Annotated in this window: 12 protein-coding genes and 1 pseudogene; 9 read left to right on the top strand and 4 right to left on the bottom strand. The window is 51.4% G+C overall.

Annotation, left to right across the window (positions count from 1 at the left end):
- Window positions 1–1589 (bottom strand): annotated as a pseudogene (nadB, locus tag FRZ59_RS03960) (L-aspartate oxidase).
- A 408-nt stretch (window positions 1590–1997) separates the two neighbouring features.
- Here nadB and nadA point away from each other — a divergent pair.
- From nadA to thiL, 8 genes are all read left to right on the top strand, one after another.
- Window positions 1998–2993: a quinolinate synthase NadA gene (gene nadA / locus FRZ59_RS03955; RefSeq protein WP_132128024.1), complete on the top strand. Its 996-nt coding sequence runs from the start codon at window positions 1998–2000 to the stop codon at window positions 2991–2993.
- A gap of 135 nt (window positions 2994–3128) precedes the next feature.
- Window positions 3129–3632: a GbsR/MarR family transcriptional regulator gene (locus FRZ59_RS03950; RefSeq protein WP_132128023.1), complete on the top strand. Its 504-nt coding sequence runs from the start codon at window positions 3129–3131 to the stop codon at window positions 3630–3632.
- A gap of 71 nt (window positions 3633–3703) precedes the next feature.
- A complete protein-coding gene (locus FRZ59_RS03945; RefSeq protein WP_132128022.1) occupies window positions 3704–4822 on the top strand; it encodes an efflux RND transporter periplasmic adaptor subunit in 1119 nt (372 codons plus the stop codon).
- Window positions 4823–4830: 8 nt separating this feature from the next.
- Window positions 4831–7962 carry an efflux RND transporter permease subunit gene (locus tag FRZ59_RS03940; RefSeq protein WP_132128021.1) on the top strand — a complete coding sequence of 1044 codons (3132 nt, stop codon included), beginning with the start codon at window positions 4831–4833 and terminating at the stop codon, window positions 7960–7962.
- A gap of 14 nt (window positions 7963–7976) precedes the next feature.
- Window positions 7977–9380, top strand: a complete 1404-nt coding sequence (locus FRZ59_RS03935) for an efflux transporter outer membrane subunit (protein WP_132128020.1) — start codon at window positions 7977–7979, stop codon at window positions 9378–9380.
- A 210-nt stretch (window positions 9381–9590) separates the two neighbouring features.
- Entirely contained in the window at window positions 9591–10829 is a 1239-nt protein-coding gene (locus FRZ59_RS03930) for a dicarboxylate/amino acid:cation symporter (RefSeq protein WP_132128019.1), read from the top strand.
- Window positions 10813–12357, top strand: coding sequence for a sulfatase family protein (locus FRZ59_RS03925; RefSeq protein WP_207910207.1), 1545 nt, complete (start codon window positions 10813–10815; stop codon window positions 12355–12357). The genes FRZ59_RS03930 and FRZ59_RS03925 overlap by 17 nt, the downstream gene beginning before the upstream one ends.
- A gap of 64 nt (window positions 12358–12421) precedes the next feature.
- Window positions 12422–13471: a thiamine-phosphate kinase gene (thiL, locus tag FRZ59_RS03920; protein ID WP_132128352.1), complete on the top strand. Its 1050-nt coding sequence runs from the start codon at window positions 12422–12424 to the stop codon at window positions 13469–13471.
- On the opposite strand, the gene FRZ59_RS03915 is transcribed toward thiL, so the two are convergent.
- Entirely contained in the window at window positions 13428–14834 is a 1407-nt protein-coding gene (locus FRZ59_RS03915) for a DNA recombination protein RmuC (RefSeq protein WP_132128017.1), read from the bottom strand. The genes thiL and FRZ59_RS03915 overlap by 44 nt on opposite strands.
- Before the next feature lie 393 nt (window positions 14835–15227).
- Between FRZ59_RS03915 and FRZ59_RS03910 the strand changes: the two genes are divergently transcribed.
- The gene (locus tag FRZ59_RS03910; protein ID WP_192901594.1) at window positions 15228–15935 is read left to right on the top strand and encodes a zinc metallopeptidase; all 708 of its coding nucleotides are present in this window, start codon (window positions 15228–15230) and stop codon (window positions 15933–15935) included.
- Between the two features lie 71 nt (window positions 15936–16006).
- On the opposite strand, the gene apaG is transcribed toward FRZ59_RS03910, so the two are convergent.
- Both apaG and dusB read right to left on the bottom strand, forming a co-directional pair.
- Complete coding sequence (gene apaG / locus FRZ59_RS03905) at window positions 16007–16393, bottom strand: Co2+/Mg2+ efflux protein ApaG (RefSeq protein WP_132128016.1); 387 nt, start codon at window positions 16391–16393, stop codon at window positions 16007–16009.
- A 19-nt stretch (window positions 16394–16412) separates the two neighbouring features.
- On the bottom strand, window positions 16413–17405 hold the full coding sequence (gene dusB / locus FRZ59_RS03900; protein ID WP_132128015.1) for a tRNA dihydrouridine synthase DusB: 993 nt from the start codon (window positions 17403–17405) through the stop codon (window positions 16413–16415).
- Between the last annotated feature and the right edge of the window lie 8 nt (window positions 17406–17413).

The raw sequence follows: 17413 nt of genomic DNA, 5'->3' as shown, positions 1-17413 counted from the left end.
CTAGAATATTGTGTCGTACCTGTTCTGATCATCCTTATGCGGATAATCAGTCGTATAATGCAAACCCCGGCTTTCCTTTCGCATAGTGGCCGCCTTTATCACAATATAAGCGACCTGGATCAGGTTACGCAATTCGCACAGCTTTACGGAAAGACGGGTCCTCTTGTAAAATTCCTCGGTTTCGTCAAACAACAAATGCAGTCTTCTCAATGCGCGGTCCAGCCGGAAATCAGAACGAACAATTCCCACATAATCATTCATCATGCGCTGCATTTCACGTAAATTATGGGTTACCAATATTTCCTCGTCCGATTGAACCGTTCCGAATTCATTCCACTCGGGAATGCCCGGCTCTATTTTAAGGCCGTCGATTTTGCCGGCTGCATCCAGGTAAATCCTGTGCGCAAAAACAAGGGCTTCCAGCAGGGAATTAGACGCCAGTCGATTCGCTCCATGAAGGCCCGTGGACGCACATTCGCCGCAGGCATAAAGATTACGGATGCTTGATTGCCCTGTTCCATCCACCATAATTCCCCCGCACATATAGTGGGCCGCCGGCACTACGGGAATCAGCTCCTTACTGATATCAATACCAATACTCAGGCATTTAGCATAAATATTCGGGAAATGCCGCAGCAATTCCTCCTTACTCACATGCCTTATATCCAGATATACACAATCGGTCCCATGCTTTTTGATCTCCGCGTCAATGGACCGCGCCACTATATCCCTGGGTGCCAGAGACTTCCGTTTATCGTACTGCTCCATAAATTCCCTTCCCTTATGATCCTTTAACACAGCTCCTGCGCCCCTGAGCGCCTCTGAGATCAAAAATGAAGGATATTCGCCCGGGTTATACAAGGCAGTAGGGTGAAACTGGATAAACTCCATGTTCCTTACCTTTCCCTTCGCGCGGTAAACCATGGCAATGCCATCCCCGGTTGCAATGGTCGGGTTTGTCGTGGAGGCATACACATGCCCGGCCCCGCCGGAAGCCATTACCGTTATTTTAGCACCTATCCGTTCCACCTTCCCTGTCCTGGTATTCAACGCGTAAACACCAAAGCAGGTAATGTCCGGCGTGCTTTTATCCACATGCATGCCGAAATGGTGTTGTGTAATAATATCTACCGCAAAATAATGGGTGAGTATTTCAATATTCGGGTTCTTATGCACCATTTCAAGCAAGGTCCGTTCTATTTCCAGACCGGTGACGTCCTTGTAATGAAGTACTCTGCTTTCCGAATGACCGCCTTCCCTGGCCAGATCATAATTGCCGGAGGTATCCCGGTCAAAGTCAGCCCCGTAATCGATAATTTCCTTTACGCGCTCCGGCCCCTCTGTGACGACGATCTCCACAACATCCGGATCGCATAAACCATCTCCGGAAATGAGTGTATCTTCTATATGTTTGTCGAAGGAATCCGTTTTATCGGTAACCGCCGCAACGCCCCCTGGGCATACTTCGTATTCGACTCGTCCTCGTTTGATTTGGTAACGATCAATACCCTGCCATGTGCGGCTGCCTTTAAGGCGAAGCTCAGGCCGGCTACTCCCGACCCGATTACTAAAAAATCAACATCTCTCATGAGTGTGAATTACTTGTTGATATTGGTGGAAATAAATGTGAGGAGAAAGCGCATAAGTCCGCCTTTCGGGGGAAAACCGAAGGGCTGGTTAATTTTTCCGCAAGTTTTCTGTCCCCGAGACGGAAGAAAACGACGACTATCAACATCTTTCCCATGTACCAAACTTAAGGAATTATTAACTGTTAAAAATAACTAACTTTAGTGTGGAAAAACAATCGGCCTGATTAGCAGTTTGTTCTGTTATCAGAATGTTAAGTTGATGTTAGGAAAATATGAATAAATCATTTCACAAGGAAAAAAAGGCTCATTTTTCAACGGATTCAACAGGCCTACTACTACCTACTAATTCTATTTTTAAAAGGAAATAATAATAAATAGCTAAGAGCTGTTGAACAAAAAATATTCAAAATGCCAGGGACAGAAGCGATATTAGCGGAGAAAGGATTTCTCGATTATGCGATAGATCCGGGAATGGATTTGTTTGCCGAAATTGAACGGTTAAAAAAAGAAAAAAATGCAATTATCCTCGCACATTACTACCAGGACGCTGATATCCAGGATATCGCCGACTATATCGGGGACAGCCTGGGGTTATCCCAGGAAGCGGCAAAGACCGGCGCGGATGTGATCGTTTTCGCAGGGGTTCATTTCATGGCGGAAACCGCTAAAATATTGTCTCCGCAGAAGAAAGTATTACTGCCTGACTTGAAGGCTGGCTGCTCATTAGCGGATACCTGCCCTCCGGACCAGTTCAAGGTGTTCAAAGAGCAACACCCGGGTCATACAGTAATCATGTACGTGAACTCTACGGCTGAGATCAAGGCTATGAGTGATATTGTCTGCACTTCTACGAACGCCGTGGCGATTGTGGAAAGCCTTCCTAAAGACGAGAAGATCATTTTCGGGCCGGATAAGAACCTTGGCAGGTACGTAGCCAAAAAGACCGGCCGGGACCTGGTGCTGTGGGACGGCGCCTGCATGGTGCATGAAATATTCTCACGCGAGAAAATTGTGAAACTTAAAAACCGTTATCCACAGGCGAAGTTGATAGCTCACCCCGAATGTGAAGAACCGATCCTGAAAGAAGCAGATTATATAGGATCTACTACCGGCCTGTTAAAATATACCATCAGCAGCCCTGATAATGAGTTCATTGTAGCTACTGAATCCGGTATCCTTCACCAGATGCAGAAAGCTTCGCCACATAAGACATTTATACCCGCTCCGCCCGATAATAATTGCGCCTGCAATGACTGTCCGCATATGAAAAGAAATACGCTCGAAAAGCTTTACCTGTGCATGGAGTATGAACAACCGAAAATTTTACTTCCCGAAGCGCTCATGGATCAGGCCAGGAAACCCATTGAAAGAATGCTCGAAATTTCTGCTCAAAAAGGATTGTAACAAAAACGAGCAGAAACTGTAACAAAAAAGATAGTAAAACACATCCAAAAAATTCCAAAAAGCCTCAAACTATTTCCTTCTTCCCGCTGTTAATTTCGTTCAGTTCGGTTGCAACCGAACCATGAACGAATGCGAATGAACACAGAAAATATTCAGGGACAGCAGGATAAGGAGTTGCTGATCGAAGAATTCGGTCAGTATATCGAAACAGAAGATAAGCTGCCACCCCTGGCCGCGCGCATCCTTGCGCACCTGGTCATTGATAACCATAAGGGGATCACCTTCGAGGAAATGGTTGAATTGCTGAAAGCCAGCAAAAGCTCTGTTTTTACTAACCTGAACATCCTCCTGCACAAAGGAAGAATTACCTATTACACGCTGCCCGGAGACCGTAAGAAATACTACACGGTTTCACCAGACGATACGATAGACCGAATGAATGAACGCATAAAGTCCTGCGATCATAAGCTGGCGCTTTGCAATAAGATCATTGTCTATAAGAAATCAACGCAGGATCCGGGCAACGGAAATTACCTTTTAAAGCAGATCAATTACCTTGAAAGCTTTATCCGGTTCCTGGAACAGTACAAGGCGCTCTGCCTTCAGCATAAAGAAGAATTGATCCACCTTAAAAAATAAAAAAATGAAAATTTCTCACCATGCAAACACACAACGATCAGGTAACATTGGAAACAGCAACAAATAACAACATGAAAAAAATAAGCTACAGCGCTTTCTTAATGGGTATCGTCCTTTTTACATCCTGCCAGCAAAATCCGCAGGGCCAGCAGCGGGCCCAGGGACCCTTACCCTTGCCAGTGGTGGAAGTACCCCAAAAAACAGTTACCGGATACACTGCTTACCCGGTAAGTATTGAAGGAACCATCAGCAGCGCCGTAAGGGCGAAAGTTTCCGGATATATAACGGATGTACTTGTGGACGAAGGCCAGAAGGTCAGCAAGGGGCAGACGCTATTCAAGCTGGAAACCGCGGCGTTAAGCCAGGATGCGGGCGCCGCTGAAGCGAATGTGAATGCCGCCCGCGTTGAAGTGGAAAAACTGAAGCCACTTGTGGAAAAAGGTATTATCAGCAGTGTTCAGCTGGAAACGGCCAAAGCTCGCCTGGCTCAGGCCGAAGCCAGTTATAACAGCATCAAGGCCAGCATTGGTTATGCGACCATCAAAAGCCCGGTAAACGGTTATGTTGGCGCCATTCCGTTCCGGGAAGGAAGCCTGGTAAGCCCCGGCGATCCTACCCCGCTTACCACGGTATCAGATGTAGACGAAGTATATGCCTTCTTTTCAATGAACGAAAGGGATTACCTCAATTTCCTGCAAACCGCTGAAGGCGAGACGCTGACTCAAAAGATCGATAACTTTCCGCCGGTTGAACTGCAACTGGTGAACGGGGAGATCTACGAGCAAAAAGGAAAGATAGAAACGGTTACCGGGCAGGTGAACACCACCACCGGGACGGTTAATTTCAGGGCTACTTTCCCGAACCCTAACCGGATCCTCGCCAATGGTAACAGCGGAACCATTCGCATCCCGAAAACCTTTACCGATGCAATAGTGGTTCCCGAGGCTTCTACTTTCGAGCAGCAGGGAATGGTATACGTTTATAAAGTACAGGGAGATACCATGGCTGTACTGACGAACATCCAGGTGACCGACCGGGTGAATAACCTGGTGCTGGTTGCATCAGGGGTAGAGACCGGCGATCATATCGTAGCCAAGGGCGTAGCGAAACTCCGCAATAATACGCCGCTGATGCCGCAGCCGGTACCTTTTGACAGCGTAGCAAACACCTTGAATGTAGTATTTAAATAAGAATTGTAATGTTAAAACAATTTATAGACCGGCCGGTCCTGTCCACTGTTGTTTCCATTATCATTTTGATATTGGGAGTGCTGGGATTGACCACGCTGCCCGTAACGCAGTACCCCGACATTGCCCCGCCAACGGTGAGGGTTCAGGCCAATTACCCGGGCGCCAATGCCGAAACGGTGCTGGAAAGTGTTATTATTCCTATTGAAGAGCAGATAAACGGTGTGGAAGGCATGACCTATATCACATCGACTGCCAGCAATAGCGGGATGGCTTCCATCCAGGTGTTTTTCGAACAGGGCATTGACCCGGATATTGCCGCCGTAAATGTTCAGAACAGGGTGGCCCGTGCGGCGCCGCTGCTGCCGCGGGAAGTAACCCAATCCGGGGTGTCTACGCAAAAGCAGCAAACCAGTTCGCTGATGTTTTTGACCGTGCTGTCGGAAAACGAGGATTATGATGCTACCTATATCCAGAACTACCTTAATATTAATGTGCTTCCGGCGCTAAAACGTATAAACGGCGTAGGGGATGTACAAGTGTTCGGTGCTAAGAACTATGCCATGCGTATATGGCTGCTCCCGGAAAAGCTGGCCGCTTATGATCTTATGCCGGCCGACGTTACCGCAGCTATTAACGAGCAAAGCCTTGAGGCCGCGGCAGGTTCTCTGGGCCAGAATAACGCCGAAGCTTTTGAATACGTCATAAAATACGGAGGACGTTTTTCCACCGAGGATGAATATGAAGGCATCATTATAAAGGCCCTTGGCAACGGCCAGTTCCTGCGGCTGAAGGATGTTGCCAGGGTGGAGCTGGATGCCGAAGGCTATTCGGTTGTTTCTCACTCTAACGGCTTGCCCGGTGTGAGTATGGGAATTAATCAGACTCCGGGATCAAATGCCCAGGAGATCATTGAGAATATTCACGCCCAGCTTGACGTACTTGAAAAAGATTTCCCCCCGGGAATGTCTGTCGTGGTCAATTTCGATACAAACGAATTTTTGACAGCGTCCATTGACAAAGTGGTGGTTACCCTGCTGGAGGCCTTTGTGCTGGTATTTATCGTGGTATTCATCTTCCTCCAGGATTTCAGGTCTACGCTTATTCCTGCGATTGCCGTGCCGGTTTCTATCGTCGGAACGTTCTTTTTCCTGGGCTTGTTCGGATATTCCGTGAACCTGCTTACACTGTTCGCGCTGGTACTGGCCATCGGGATTGTGGTGGATGACGCCATTGTGGTGGTGGAAGCCGTACACGCCAAGCTGGAAGAAGGGGCGGAAAGCGGCCGGAAAGCGACGCATTCGGCGATGAGCGAGATCACCGGAGCTATTATTTCCATTACCCTGGTAATGGGCGCGGTATTTATTCCCGTCACCTTTATTACCGGGCCAACAGGCGTCTTCTATGAACAGTTTGGTGTCACGCTGATCGTGGCCATCGCCATTTCGGCGCTGAACGCGCTTACGCTTAGCCCGGCGCTCTGCGCCCTCTTCCTGAAACCGCACAAGGATGAGCATGGGAAAAAGAAAAGCTTATTGAAACGCTTCTATTCTGCTTTTAACACCGGATTTGAAGCTACAACCAGGAAGTACGTAAGCTCTCTTCGTTTTCTCTTCCGGCACAAATGGATCACTGCGGTCATACTTTTGGCGGCAGTAGCAGGAATCGTTTGGTCCTCTTCAACTACACCAACGGGTTTTGTTCCCAACGAAGACCGCGGTATTATTTTTACCAATGTGGAACTGCCTGCCGGCGCCTCTCTTGACAGGACGGTAGAAGTGACGCAGGAATTGTACCGTAAACTGGAACAGATCCCCGGTGTGGCCGGCGGTACCCTCGTGAACGGGTACAGCCTTATTTCAGGCGCGGGAAGCAACTACGCTCTGGGATTCATTAAGCTGGATCCCTGGGAAGACCGGAAAGCTGATTCGCTTTCGGCCGATGCCATTACCGCCAAGATGTTCGGCGCAGGCGCCACGATGTCGGATGCCAACGTGTTGTTCTTTGCGCCTCCCAGCGTGCCTGGTTTTGGCGTTTCCTCCGGTTTTGAACTGAATGTGCTGGACCGGCTGGGAGGGGAATTTACAGAGCTGGACCGGGTTACCAAGGAATACCTTGGGCAGCTGATGCAACGTCCTGAAATACTTTACGCCCAAAGCTCTTTTAACACCTCCTATCCGCAGTATGAGATCGAACTCAACGTGCCTAAGGCGAAGGAAGCTGGCGTTTCCATCAGCAGCATTTTCGGTACCCTGCAGGGTTATATAGGAAGTATCTACGCCGCTGACTTTGCCCGGTTTGGAAAGCAGTACCGGGTGTACGTGCAGTCGCTCCCCGAAGACAGGGCTAATACCGATGATCTGAATAAGCTTTTTGTACGCAACTCGGCCGGCGAAATGGCTCCCATTACGGAGTTCGTGAGTTTGAAAAGAGTGTACGGGCCGCAGGCGGTAACCCGCTTCAACCTCTTTAATTCGGCAGGGGTGAACGGTGCGGCGGCTCCGGGTTATTCAACCGGGGACGCCATCAAGGCAGTTCAGGAAGTGAGCGCTACGGCCCTTCCGGCGAATTACTCAGTCGCCTTTTCGGGTTTGACAAGGGAGGAAATTTCCGCCGGGAACCAGACGCTGTTCATTATCATCCTGAGTGTGCTGTTCGTTTACTTTATCCTGGCGGCGCAGTATGAAAGCTACCTGATTCCTTTTTCGGTATTGCTGTCGCTCCCCATCGGGATCATGGGGGCCTTTGTGACCACCAAATTTGCCGGGCTGGAGGTGAATATCTATTTCCAGATCGCCTTGATCATGCTGCTGGGTTTGCTTGCGAAGAACGCGATCCTGATCGTGGAATTTGCCATTCAGCGGCGAAAGGCCGGGCTTTCTATAGCAGAAGCTGCTTTTGAAGGTGCCAGAGTGCGTTTGCGGCCAATTCTGATGACTTCCTTTGCGTTTATCGTGGGGCTGCTGCCGTTGGTTTTCGCCGGCGGGATCGGTGCCGAAGGGAACAATTCAATTGGTACCGGGGCGGTTGGCGGCCTGCTGATAGGTACGGTTTTCGGCGTATTCGTGATCCCGATCCTCTATATTTTATTCCAGTGGCTGCAGGAGAAGATCAGTGGTAAACCCCAGCCAACCGATAATTAATCAAATACATCCAGATGAAACGAAATACCATCTATAAATTAACGCTGGCGCCGGTCCTCCTCATCGGGCTGCAATCCTGCTTCGTAGCCAGGGAATACGAGCGTCCCGAAAGGGCGGTGAACGAGGAGCTGTACCGAACCGACCAGCTTGCCCGGGATAGCGCCACCATTGCGGATATCTCCTGGGAGGAGCTTTTCACCGATGAGCAGCTGGCCTCGCATATCCGCGAGGGCCTGGAAAATAATATGGATATCCGCATCGCCCTTCAGCGCATTGTAGCGGCGGAAGCTTATTACAAGCAGGGTAAAACCGGTAACTTGCCCCTTATCGGCGCCACGGCGCAGATGACTCACCAGCAGCTGGCCGGGAACAGTCAGTTCGGCGCCATTTTCGACGGCGCCCTGAATCAGTACGATCTGTCGGCTAACCTCTCCTGGGAAGCCGATATATGGGGGAAGATCAGGAGCAACAAGCGGGCGCTGGAAGCATCCTACCTGCAGTCGGTCGCCGCCCATCAGGCGGTTAAGACCGAATTGATCGCAAACATTGCATCACTCTACTATCAGCTGCTGGCTTTTGATGAGCAAAAGCGTATTGCTGCGCAAACGATCCTGAACCGGGAAAGAAGCCTGGAAACTACCAGGGCTTTAAAGGATGCCGGAACAGTAACGGAAGTAGCCGTAAAACAGACCGAAGCCCAGCTGTACACGGCCCAGGCTTTGGCGGTGGAGCTGGATAAGAATATCAAGGTGCTGGAGAATACGCTTTCGATCCTGCTGGGAAAAGCTCCCGGCGACATCGGAAGGACTAACCTTGCTGCCCAGGAGCTTGATCCTGAAATGGAGACCGGCTATCCCGTGCAGCTGCTGCGGAACCGGCCCGATGTGATTGCTGCGGAATACGGGCTTATCAATGCCTTTGAGCTGACGAATGTTGCCCGGGCAGGATTCTATCCTTCCCTGACCATTTCCGCGACCGGAGGGCTGCAAAGCCTGCAGCTTGATGAACTGTTAAGCGCCAACTCCTTATTTGCCAACATCGTAGGCGGCCTTACCCAGCCCATCCTGAACGGACGGCGCGTGCGCACGCAGTACGAAGTAGCGCAATCGCAGCAGGAAATCGCTTATCTTGATTTCAGAAAAGCGGTGCTGACGGCCAGCAAGGAAGTCTCGGACGCGCTCTACGATTTTCAGGCAGCCGAGGAAACCATTGAAATAAAGACCCGCGAATTCGAGGCCTATGATACTGCCAGCCGCTATTCGGAAGAACTGCTGAACAACGGTTTCGCCAATTACCTGGAAGTTCTGACGGCCCGCGAAAACGCCCTGAATTCCCAGCTCGGCCTTATTAACGCCGAATACAGCCGTCTGAGTTCCGTAGTTGAACTCTACCGCGCCCTCGGCGGCGGTTGGAAATAGTTTGTAGTGCGGGACGAAACAATTCTTCCGGGGAACAAGGCCGCTGGATGGGTCATACCTGAAATAAGAGAGTGTCGTATCCTTTAGGGCGGTTGCGCAGCAACCGGGATCCCAAAGGATCGCAGGAACGCTTTCAGATATGACCCATTCCTCCGGCCGCCTTCGGTGAAATGGTTTTGTCCCGCGTTATAATTTTTCTTAAACTTGAGGATGCAAGCGGCCTCCAAGGGTTCCATTTGGAAAAATTATTCAGGGACGATCATCCTGTTAGGCGCTATTGTGGCTGGAACCCTCGTTGGCATTTTTCTTCCCACGGCGGCCCTGTCCCTGAAGCCGGTAGGGGATATTTTCCTGAACCTGATCTTTACGAGCGTGGTACCGCTTATTTTCTTCGCGGTAGCTTCCTCAGTGATCCAGTTGCAGGGTAAAGAAAAGGCGGGTCGTATTTTGCTGCTGACCGGGCTGGTATATACCGTTACGGCCCTGCTTGCCGCCGCCTTCGCCATCCTGGTACTTGAAATTTTCCCCTTATCGCCTGTAGAAGCGCAAACGTCGCTGGCGCATGAAGAGATAGCCCCTTCGGATATTTCATCCACGCTGGTCCGCGCATTCACCGTCAACGATTTCAGCGCCCTGCTTTCCAAGCAGAACATGCTGGCCCTGATCGTATTTTCCTTATTAACGGGTTTTGCCGTTCGTATATCAGGAGAAAAGGGAACGCCTTTCCAGCAGTTCATTTTTTCCGGTAATGAGGTAATGAAGAACTTTCTTCATCTCATTATGAAGATCGCCCCGCTGGGACTCGGCGCCTACTTTGCTTACCTTATCGCCAGTTTGGGCCCGCAGCTGCTTCAGGCCTATGTGGAATCCACCATCCTGTATTATTCCTCCTCGCTCGTGTATTTCCTTGGGGCTTTTTCCCTGTATGCATTTTTTGCGGGCGGTTTCCGGGGAATAAAGAACTACTGGAAAAACAACATCACTCCTTCGCTGACGGCCCTGGCCACCTGCAGCAGCATTGCCACCATGCCCGTGAACCTGGAAGCAGGCGAGAAAATGAGTATCCGGCCTTCGGTAAATAAACTGGCCATTCCCCTGGGCGCCGCATTACACAAAGAAGGTTCCAGCCTGGGCGCTATTATAAAGATCGCTGTATTATTTGCCATCCTGGGAAAACCTTTCAGCGGCACGGAAACCCTGATGCTCGCGCTTTTCGTTGCCTTGCTGACCAGTATCGTGGAAGGAGGCATCCCCAACGGCGGATATATAGGAGAAGTATTTATCATTACCGCTTATGGGTTCCCGCCGGAATTTCTGCCGGTTGTGACAGTAATTGCCACGGTAATTGATCCCATGGCCACCTTACTGAACGCTACAGGAGATACGGCTTCCACCATGGTCATATCAAGAATTTACGGAAAGAATGTACCCCATGAACCAACTGATTAACCTGCTGGCGCTGACTGCTTTGCTCTCGGGCTGCGGCACGGCAAACAAGAATAAGGAAGATTCCCCGGTTTCGGCCGAAAGGCCTAACGTCGTTCTTATTTACGCCGACGATCTTGGCTACGGCGATCTTGGCTGCTACGGAGCCGGCCACCTTACTACACATCATATCGACGCCCTGGCGGCGGAGGGCATGCGGTTTACAAGGGCGCATGCTTCTTCGGCTACCTGCACGCCTTCGCGGTATTCCCTGCTTACCGGCGAATATGCCTGGCGCAGGCCGGGCAGGGGCATTGCTCCGGGAGATGCCGCCCTGCTGATCGATACCGGGATCACCACGCTTCCTTCTGTATTCCAGGAGGCCGGCTATGCTACCGGAGTGGTGGGGAAATGGCACCTGGGCCTGGGCCCTGAAGGCGGTCCGGATTGGAACGGAGAGATCAGGCCCGGCCCGCTGGAGATCGGATTTAATTATTCTTTCCTCATACCAGCTACCGGTGACCGGGTTCCCTGCGTATTCGTGGAGAACCATCGCGTGGTGGGCCTGGAGGAGGGTGATCCAATTCAGGTAAATTATAAAAAAAAGGTAGGGGACTGGCCTACAGGCAAGGAGCATCCCGAGCTGCTTAAAGTGCATCCTTCTCACGGGCATAACCAGACGATTGTCAATGGCATCAGCCGGATCGGTTACATGACCGGGGGAAAGGCGGCCCTTTGGACAGACGAGAATATTGCGGATACGCTGGTAAAACGGGCAAAGGAATTTATTTCGCGAAACCAGGATAAACCCTTTTTCCTATTCTTTTCAACACATGATATTCATGTTCCGCGTGTTCCCCACGAGCGTTTCGCCGGCAAAAGCGGGCTGGGCCCGCGCGGAGATGTGATTTTGCAGCTGGACTGGGCCGTTGGAGAGCTTATGCAGCAGCTGGACCGGCTCGGCCTTGCCGAAAACACGATCGTTATCCTCACCAGCGATAACGGTCCCGTGGTTGACGACGGTTACCAGGATCAGGCCGTGGAACTCCTCAGCACTCACCAGCCGTCCGGTTGGCTTCGCGGCGGGAAATACAGCGCCTTTGAAGCCGGCACCCGTGTTCCCTTTATTGTCCGCTGGCCGGGAAAGGTAAACAGGGGCGTATCTGATGCCCTGTTCAGCCAGGTGGACCTCCTGGAGTCCTTCGCCGGCCTTACCGGCGTAAAGACCGATAGCCTTGATGCCCCTGACAGTTTTAATATGCTGGACGCCCTGCTTGGGAAAACTAAAGACGGACGCCCGCACGTGGTAGAACAAGCGGCAAACGGCGCCCTGTCGCTGGTGAAGGGCGACTGGAAATACATTGAGCCGCACAAGGGGGTTAAAGTGATGCAAAAGGTGAATATAGAAACCGGCGCGGCTACCGAACCGCAGTTATATAACCTGGAGGAGGATCCGGGAGAAAAGGAAAACCTGGCGGCCAACCATCCCGAAAAAGTAAAGGAACTCGCGAGCCTCCTTCAGTCCGTACGGGCCGGAGAAAACAGCCGCTGAGCGCAGGCCGCAGGGCGAACATTGGTAATTGACGGGCAGAATTCGCACCTTTGCATAAATGGACATGCTGGAAAATAAATCACGAACGGAAATCAGTGAGCTGGGCGAATTCGGCCTTATTGATCACCTGACCAAAAATATCCGCCTGCACCATGCAAGCACGGAAAAGGGAGCGGGAGATGATGCCGCCGTACTGGATCATTCCGGAAGAAAGACAATCGTCACTACTGATCTTTTAACCGAAGGGATCCATTTTGACTTGGCCTATGTACCGCTCCGTCACCTGGGTTATAAATCGGTGATCGTGAACCTTTCGGACGTCTATGCCATGAATGCCACACCTACGCAGATCACGGTTTCCATCGCCTTTTCCAACCGGTTCTCCCTGGAAGCCATTGAAGAGCTTTACAGCGGAATGCTGCTGGCCTGTGATAAATATAAGGTAGACCTTGCCGGGGGCGATACTACGTCCTCACAGCACGGGCTGGTCATCAGCATCACCGCACTGGGCACTGCCGCGGCAGATGAAATTGCATACCGGGACGGGGCGGCGGAAGGGGAACTGATCTGTGTTTCCGGCGACCTGGGCGCCGCTTACATGGGCTTGCAGATCCTGGAAAGGGAAAAGCAGGTGTACCTGGAGAACCCGGCCATGCAGCCCGACTTGCAGGGAAAAGATTATATCCTGGAGCGCCAGCTAAAGCCGGAAGCAAGGGGGGATGTACTGGAATTGCTGAGAGCCCTGGAAGTAAAACCTACATCCATGATCGATATTTCCGACGGGCTTGCCTCAGAGATCCTGCATATTGCTACCCGTTCCGGTTTGGGATGTAAATTATTCGAAGAAAAGATCCCCATTGACCCGATGACCTATGAGTCGGCCCGGGAATTTAACCTGGACCCTACCGTTTGCGCGCTTAGCGGGGGAGAGGACTACGAGCTGCTCTTTACCATCGCCCAGAAAGACTACGAAAAAGTAAAGAATCAGCCGGATATTTCCGTGATCGGCCATATGACGGCAAAAGATGAAGGCTGCTACCTGATTTCGAAATCCGGCCAGGTACACCAAATCACGGCCCAGGGCTGGGATGCGTTTCTGAAGAAAAAGGAATAGATCCTGTCTCATCGTCAGGATCTTCATTGTCCAGGTAACGGTCATGCAGCTGCCGGCCGGCCTTTGCGCCAAGCTTCCGCAATTCTTCCACCTTGTTCAGGAGATTGCCCCTGCCGCTGTGAAGCTTCCTGAAGGCATCATCGTAAGATTTTTGAGTAAGACCCAGGTTTTTACCTACCTTTTCCAGGTCTTCCACGAACCTGGCAAACTTATCGTAGAGCAACCCGGCCTTTAGGGCAATTTCCTGCGCGTTGCGGGTCTGCTTTTCCTGTTTCCAGGTGGCGGCAACCGTGAGCAGGGTGGCCAGCAGGGTAGAAGGGCCAACCACTACAATCTTTTTGTCCCAGGCATCGCTGAACAGGGCGGCATCATGCTGCACGGCCATACTGAAGCTGGATTCGACGGGCATGAAAAGCAGTACGAAATCCGGGGAGTCAATGCCTTGCAAGCTGGCATATTCCCTGGCACTTAGGCCTGTGATATGCGTACGTACCGACTGGACGTGCTGCTTCAGGAATTGTTCCCGCTCTTCTTCGGTATCGCAGCTGATCATCCGCTCATAAGCTACCAGGGAAACCTTGGAATCAATAATGACATGTTTGTTGCCGGGCAGGCGCACGATCACGTCCGGCTGCAAGCGACGGCCATCTTCATTCTGCAGCTGCATGGCTTTCGACTGGATCACGTAGTTTTCCCCTTCGATCAGCCCGGAGCGTTCAAGGATGCGGCTGAGGATCACTTCGCCCCAGTTTCCCTGTTTTTTCGAATCCCCGCGCAAGGCCCGGGTAAGGTTATTGGTATCTTCGCTCAGTTGCTTGTTCAGCTCCATCATTTGCCGCACCGTGCCTTTCAGCACGTTTCGTTCGTCCGATTCGGCCTTATATGTTTTTTCCACTTTTTCCTCGAAAGATTTGATGTTTTCCTTCAGGGGGGTCAGCAGCAGATCCAGGCTGGCCCGGTTCAACTCGGTAAATTTTTTGGATTTTTCTTCCAGCAGTTTCCCTGCGGTATGTTCAAATTGCAGGTTCATTTGCTGCTGCATTTGCAAAAAGGCTTCTTTTTGTTCCCTGAGCTGCTTTTCCCTGTCCTGCAGCAATTGCTCCCGTATCCTGGCGGCTTCCCCCGATCGCCGGGCTTCATTTTCAAATTCGTTTGACCGCCGCCGTTCTTCCCTGAGTTCTTCCCGCAGGCGCCCTGTTTCCTGCTCATAAAGCCGGTTACGTTCCTCCAGTATGGAATTTTCCCGGTTCAGCTCATTATAGCTTTCCAGTGAGGCCTGCCCGGCATTTTTTCGCAGGCGCAAATAAAAAAAGATGAACAGCATACCGGCCAGGAAGGCGCTGAAAATTTCGATCCAATCCATGCTTCATTCTCCCGGTAACAAATGTAAGATTATTTTCAAGGCCGGGGCCGGGTTTCCCACGACAGGGCAGGGTCTGCAACATTGCAAAGGCCCTTCGCAACTTAGAATGCCCGCCCCTCTGCTGCAGGGCCTCAGGCGGCAGCGGCTTCGGGCGCAGGAGGCTCGCAACACCGCGTGGACCCAACTCCCGGTTGCCTGAACGGCCACGGGCCGGATCCCCTCGCGAATGTAAAATTCCTGCCAGACAGCAAACAATGAACGATTATTTGCGTAATTTTGATAACGGCGCCTGCCAGATTTGCAGGCCGCCTGTCAATGAATAAGCCCTTTTTACAAAGGGAATGTTTTTTGAAGTAGAGAGAAATCACAATAAATTGAAGAAAGGAAATTAACATGGATATTTACGGAACAGGAGGGGGCTTGCCCGGATGGTTTATATTGGTATTAATCCCGATGCTGGCCAGCATGTTTGTCAGCTGGCGGTTCAGGAAAAAAGCGCATCACTATTCACAGCGGGCGCTTTCATCGGGAATGAGCGGGAAAGACATCGCTGAGAAAATGCTTCAGGATAACGGCATCTTTGATGTAAAGGTTATTTCTGTGGAAGGGCATTTAAGCGACCATTATAACCCGCAAAATAAGACGGTCAACCTGAGCCCGGACGTGTATAGCGGCAGAAGCGTGCTGGCAGCGGCCGTTGCCGCCCACGAATGCGGGCATGCGGTACAGCATGCAAAGGCCTACGCCTGGCTGCAGTTCCGTTCGGCTATGGTGCCGGTATTGAGTATTACCAGTAATTGGGTCATGTGGGTCTTGCTGGGAGGCGTATTAATGATCAATATATTCCCTGCCCTGATCTGGATAGGAATAGGCATGTTCGCATTCACCACCTTATTCTCATTTGTTACGCTGCCGGTAGAATTTGACGCCAGCCGCAGAGCCCTTGTATGGCTGGATAGCACCGGAATCACACGTTCCCGCGAACACGAGGATGCAAAAGGCGCTCTTCGCTGGGCGGCCAGCACCTATGTGATTGCTGCATTGGCTTCCCTGGGAACCCTGCTGTATTATGTGATGATCGCAATGGGAAGGCGGGAATAACGAATCCCGCCCAAATTTGCCAGGCAGTCGAAACTGCCGGAAAGGCGGGCGGCTTTGCATTGCTTCGGCCTTTAATTCATTTTATAGGGGCAGTAGAGCTGAAATTCGGGGATGTTAACATCGAACAACCTTCCGTCAATGAGGCGCTGCATCCGGTAGTGGCCTTTCATGGTCCCGATCTCGGTGCGAAGGTTGCAGCCGGATACGTATTCATGACTTTCGCCGGGATCGATAATTGGCTGCAGGCCAACGACGCCTTCTCCTTCTACTTCGCGGTGGGTCCCGTTTGAATCGAAAATAAGCCATTTCCGGCGCAGCAGCTGAATAGAATAATCGGAAAGGTTTTCGATCCTGATCTGGTAGGCATACATGAAGTGTTCCCCGGTGGGATTGGAATATTCGGGCTGGTAAAGGGTTTCTACCGAGATCTTGATGCCGTCTGTTATCTTGGTGACCATTACCTTCGTTTAGCGATTATTATGCCAATTCTTCTGACCACCTGTTCTTTACGGATTCCAGCGTGGCCAGGATATCGTCTGTATTTTCCAGCGTTACAAGTTTCATGCGCAGGTCCTTGCTGCCGGGAAGGCCCTTGAAATAGTTGGCATAATGCCTGCGCATTTCCAGCACCCCTGTTCTTTGCCCCTTCCATTCCACTGATTTCAGGAGGTGGGTGCGGCAGGCATCCATCCGTTCTTCCAGGCTGGGGCCCTGCATTCGTTCGCCCGTATTGAAATAATGCTTGATCTCCCGGAATATCCAGGGATTGCCGATGGCGGCCCGTCCGATCATGATTCCGTCTACCTCGTATTCCATTCGCCATGCGGCCGCCTTTTCTACGGAATCTACATCCCCGTTCCCGAAGATCGGTATCTGTATCCGGGGATTTCGCTTTACTTCCCTGATCAGGGTCCAGTCGGCCTGCCCTTTGTACATCTGGGAGCGGGTGCGGCCGTGAATGGTGAGCGCGCGGATGCCTACATCCTGAAGCCGTTCGGCTACTTCATACACGTTCCGGCTATTATCATCCCAGCCCAGGCGGGTTTTCACGGTAACCGGGAGGTTGGTGGCTTTTACCACCGCTTCGGTCATCTTCACCATTTTATCGATGTCCTGCAACAGGCTGGCGCCAGCGCCCCGGCAGGCGACATTTTTCACCGGGCAGCCATAGTTGATATCGATCAGGTCAGGGCTTGCGGCCGCTGCTATTTCTGTGGCTTCGCGCATATGCGCTATATCGCTGCCGAATATCTGGATGCCAATGGGGCGTTCATAGGTGAAAATATCCAGCTTCTGCTTACTTTTGGCTGCATGGCGTATCAGGCCCTCCGAAGAAATGAATTCGGTGTACATGAGGTCCACGCCCTGCTGCTTGCACACATACCGGAAGGGAGGGTCGCTCACGTCTTCCATGGGGGCAAGCAGAATAGGGAAGGGTCCCAGGTCAATATTTCCTATCTTTACGCTCATCTTCAATA

This window comes from Anseongella ginsenosidimutans (genome assembly GCF_008033235.1).
GTDB classification, from domain to species: domain Bacteria; phylum Bacteroidota; class Bacteroidia; order Sphingobacteriales; family Sphingobacteriaceae; genus Anseongella; species Anseongella ginsenosidimutans.
Note: the sequence above shows the minus strand (reverse complement) of the source record. Positions and strands in the feature narration are given on the sequence as shown.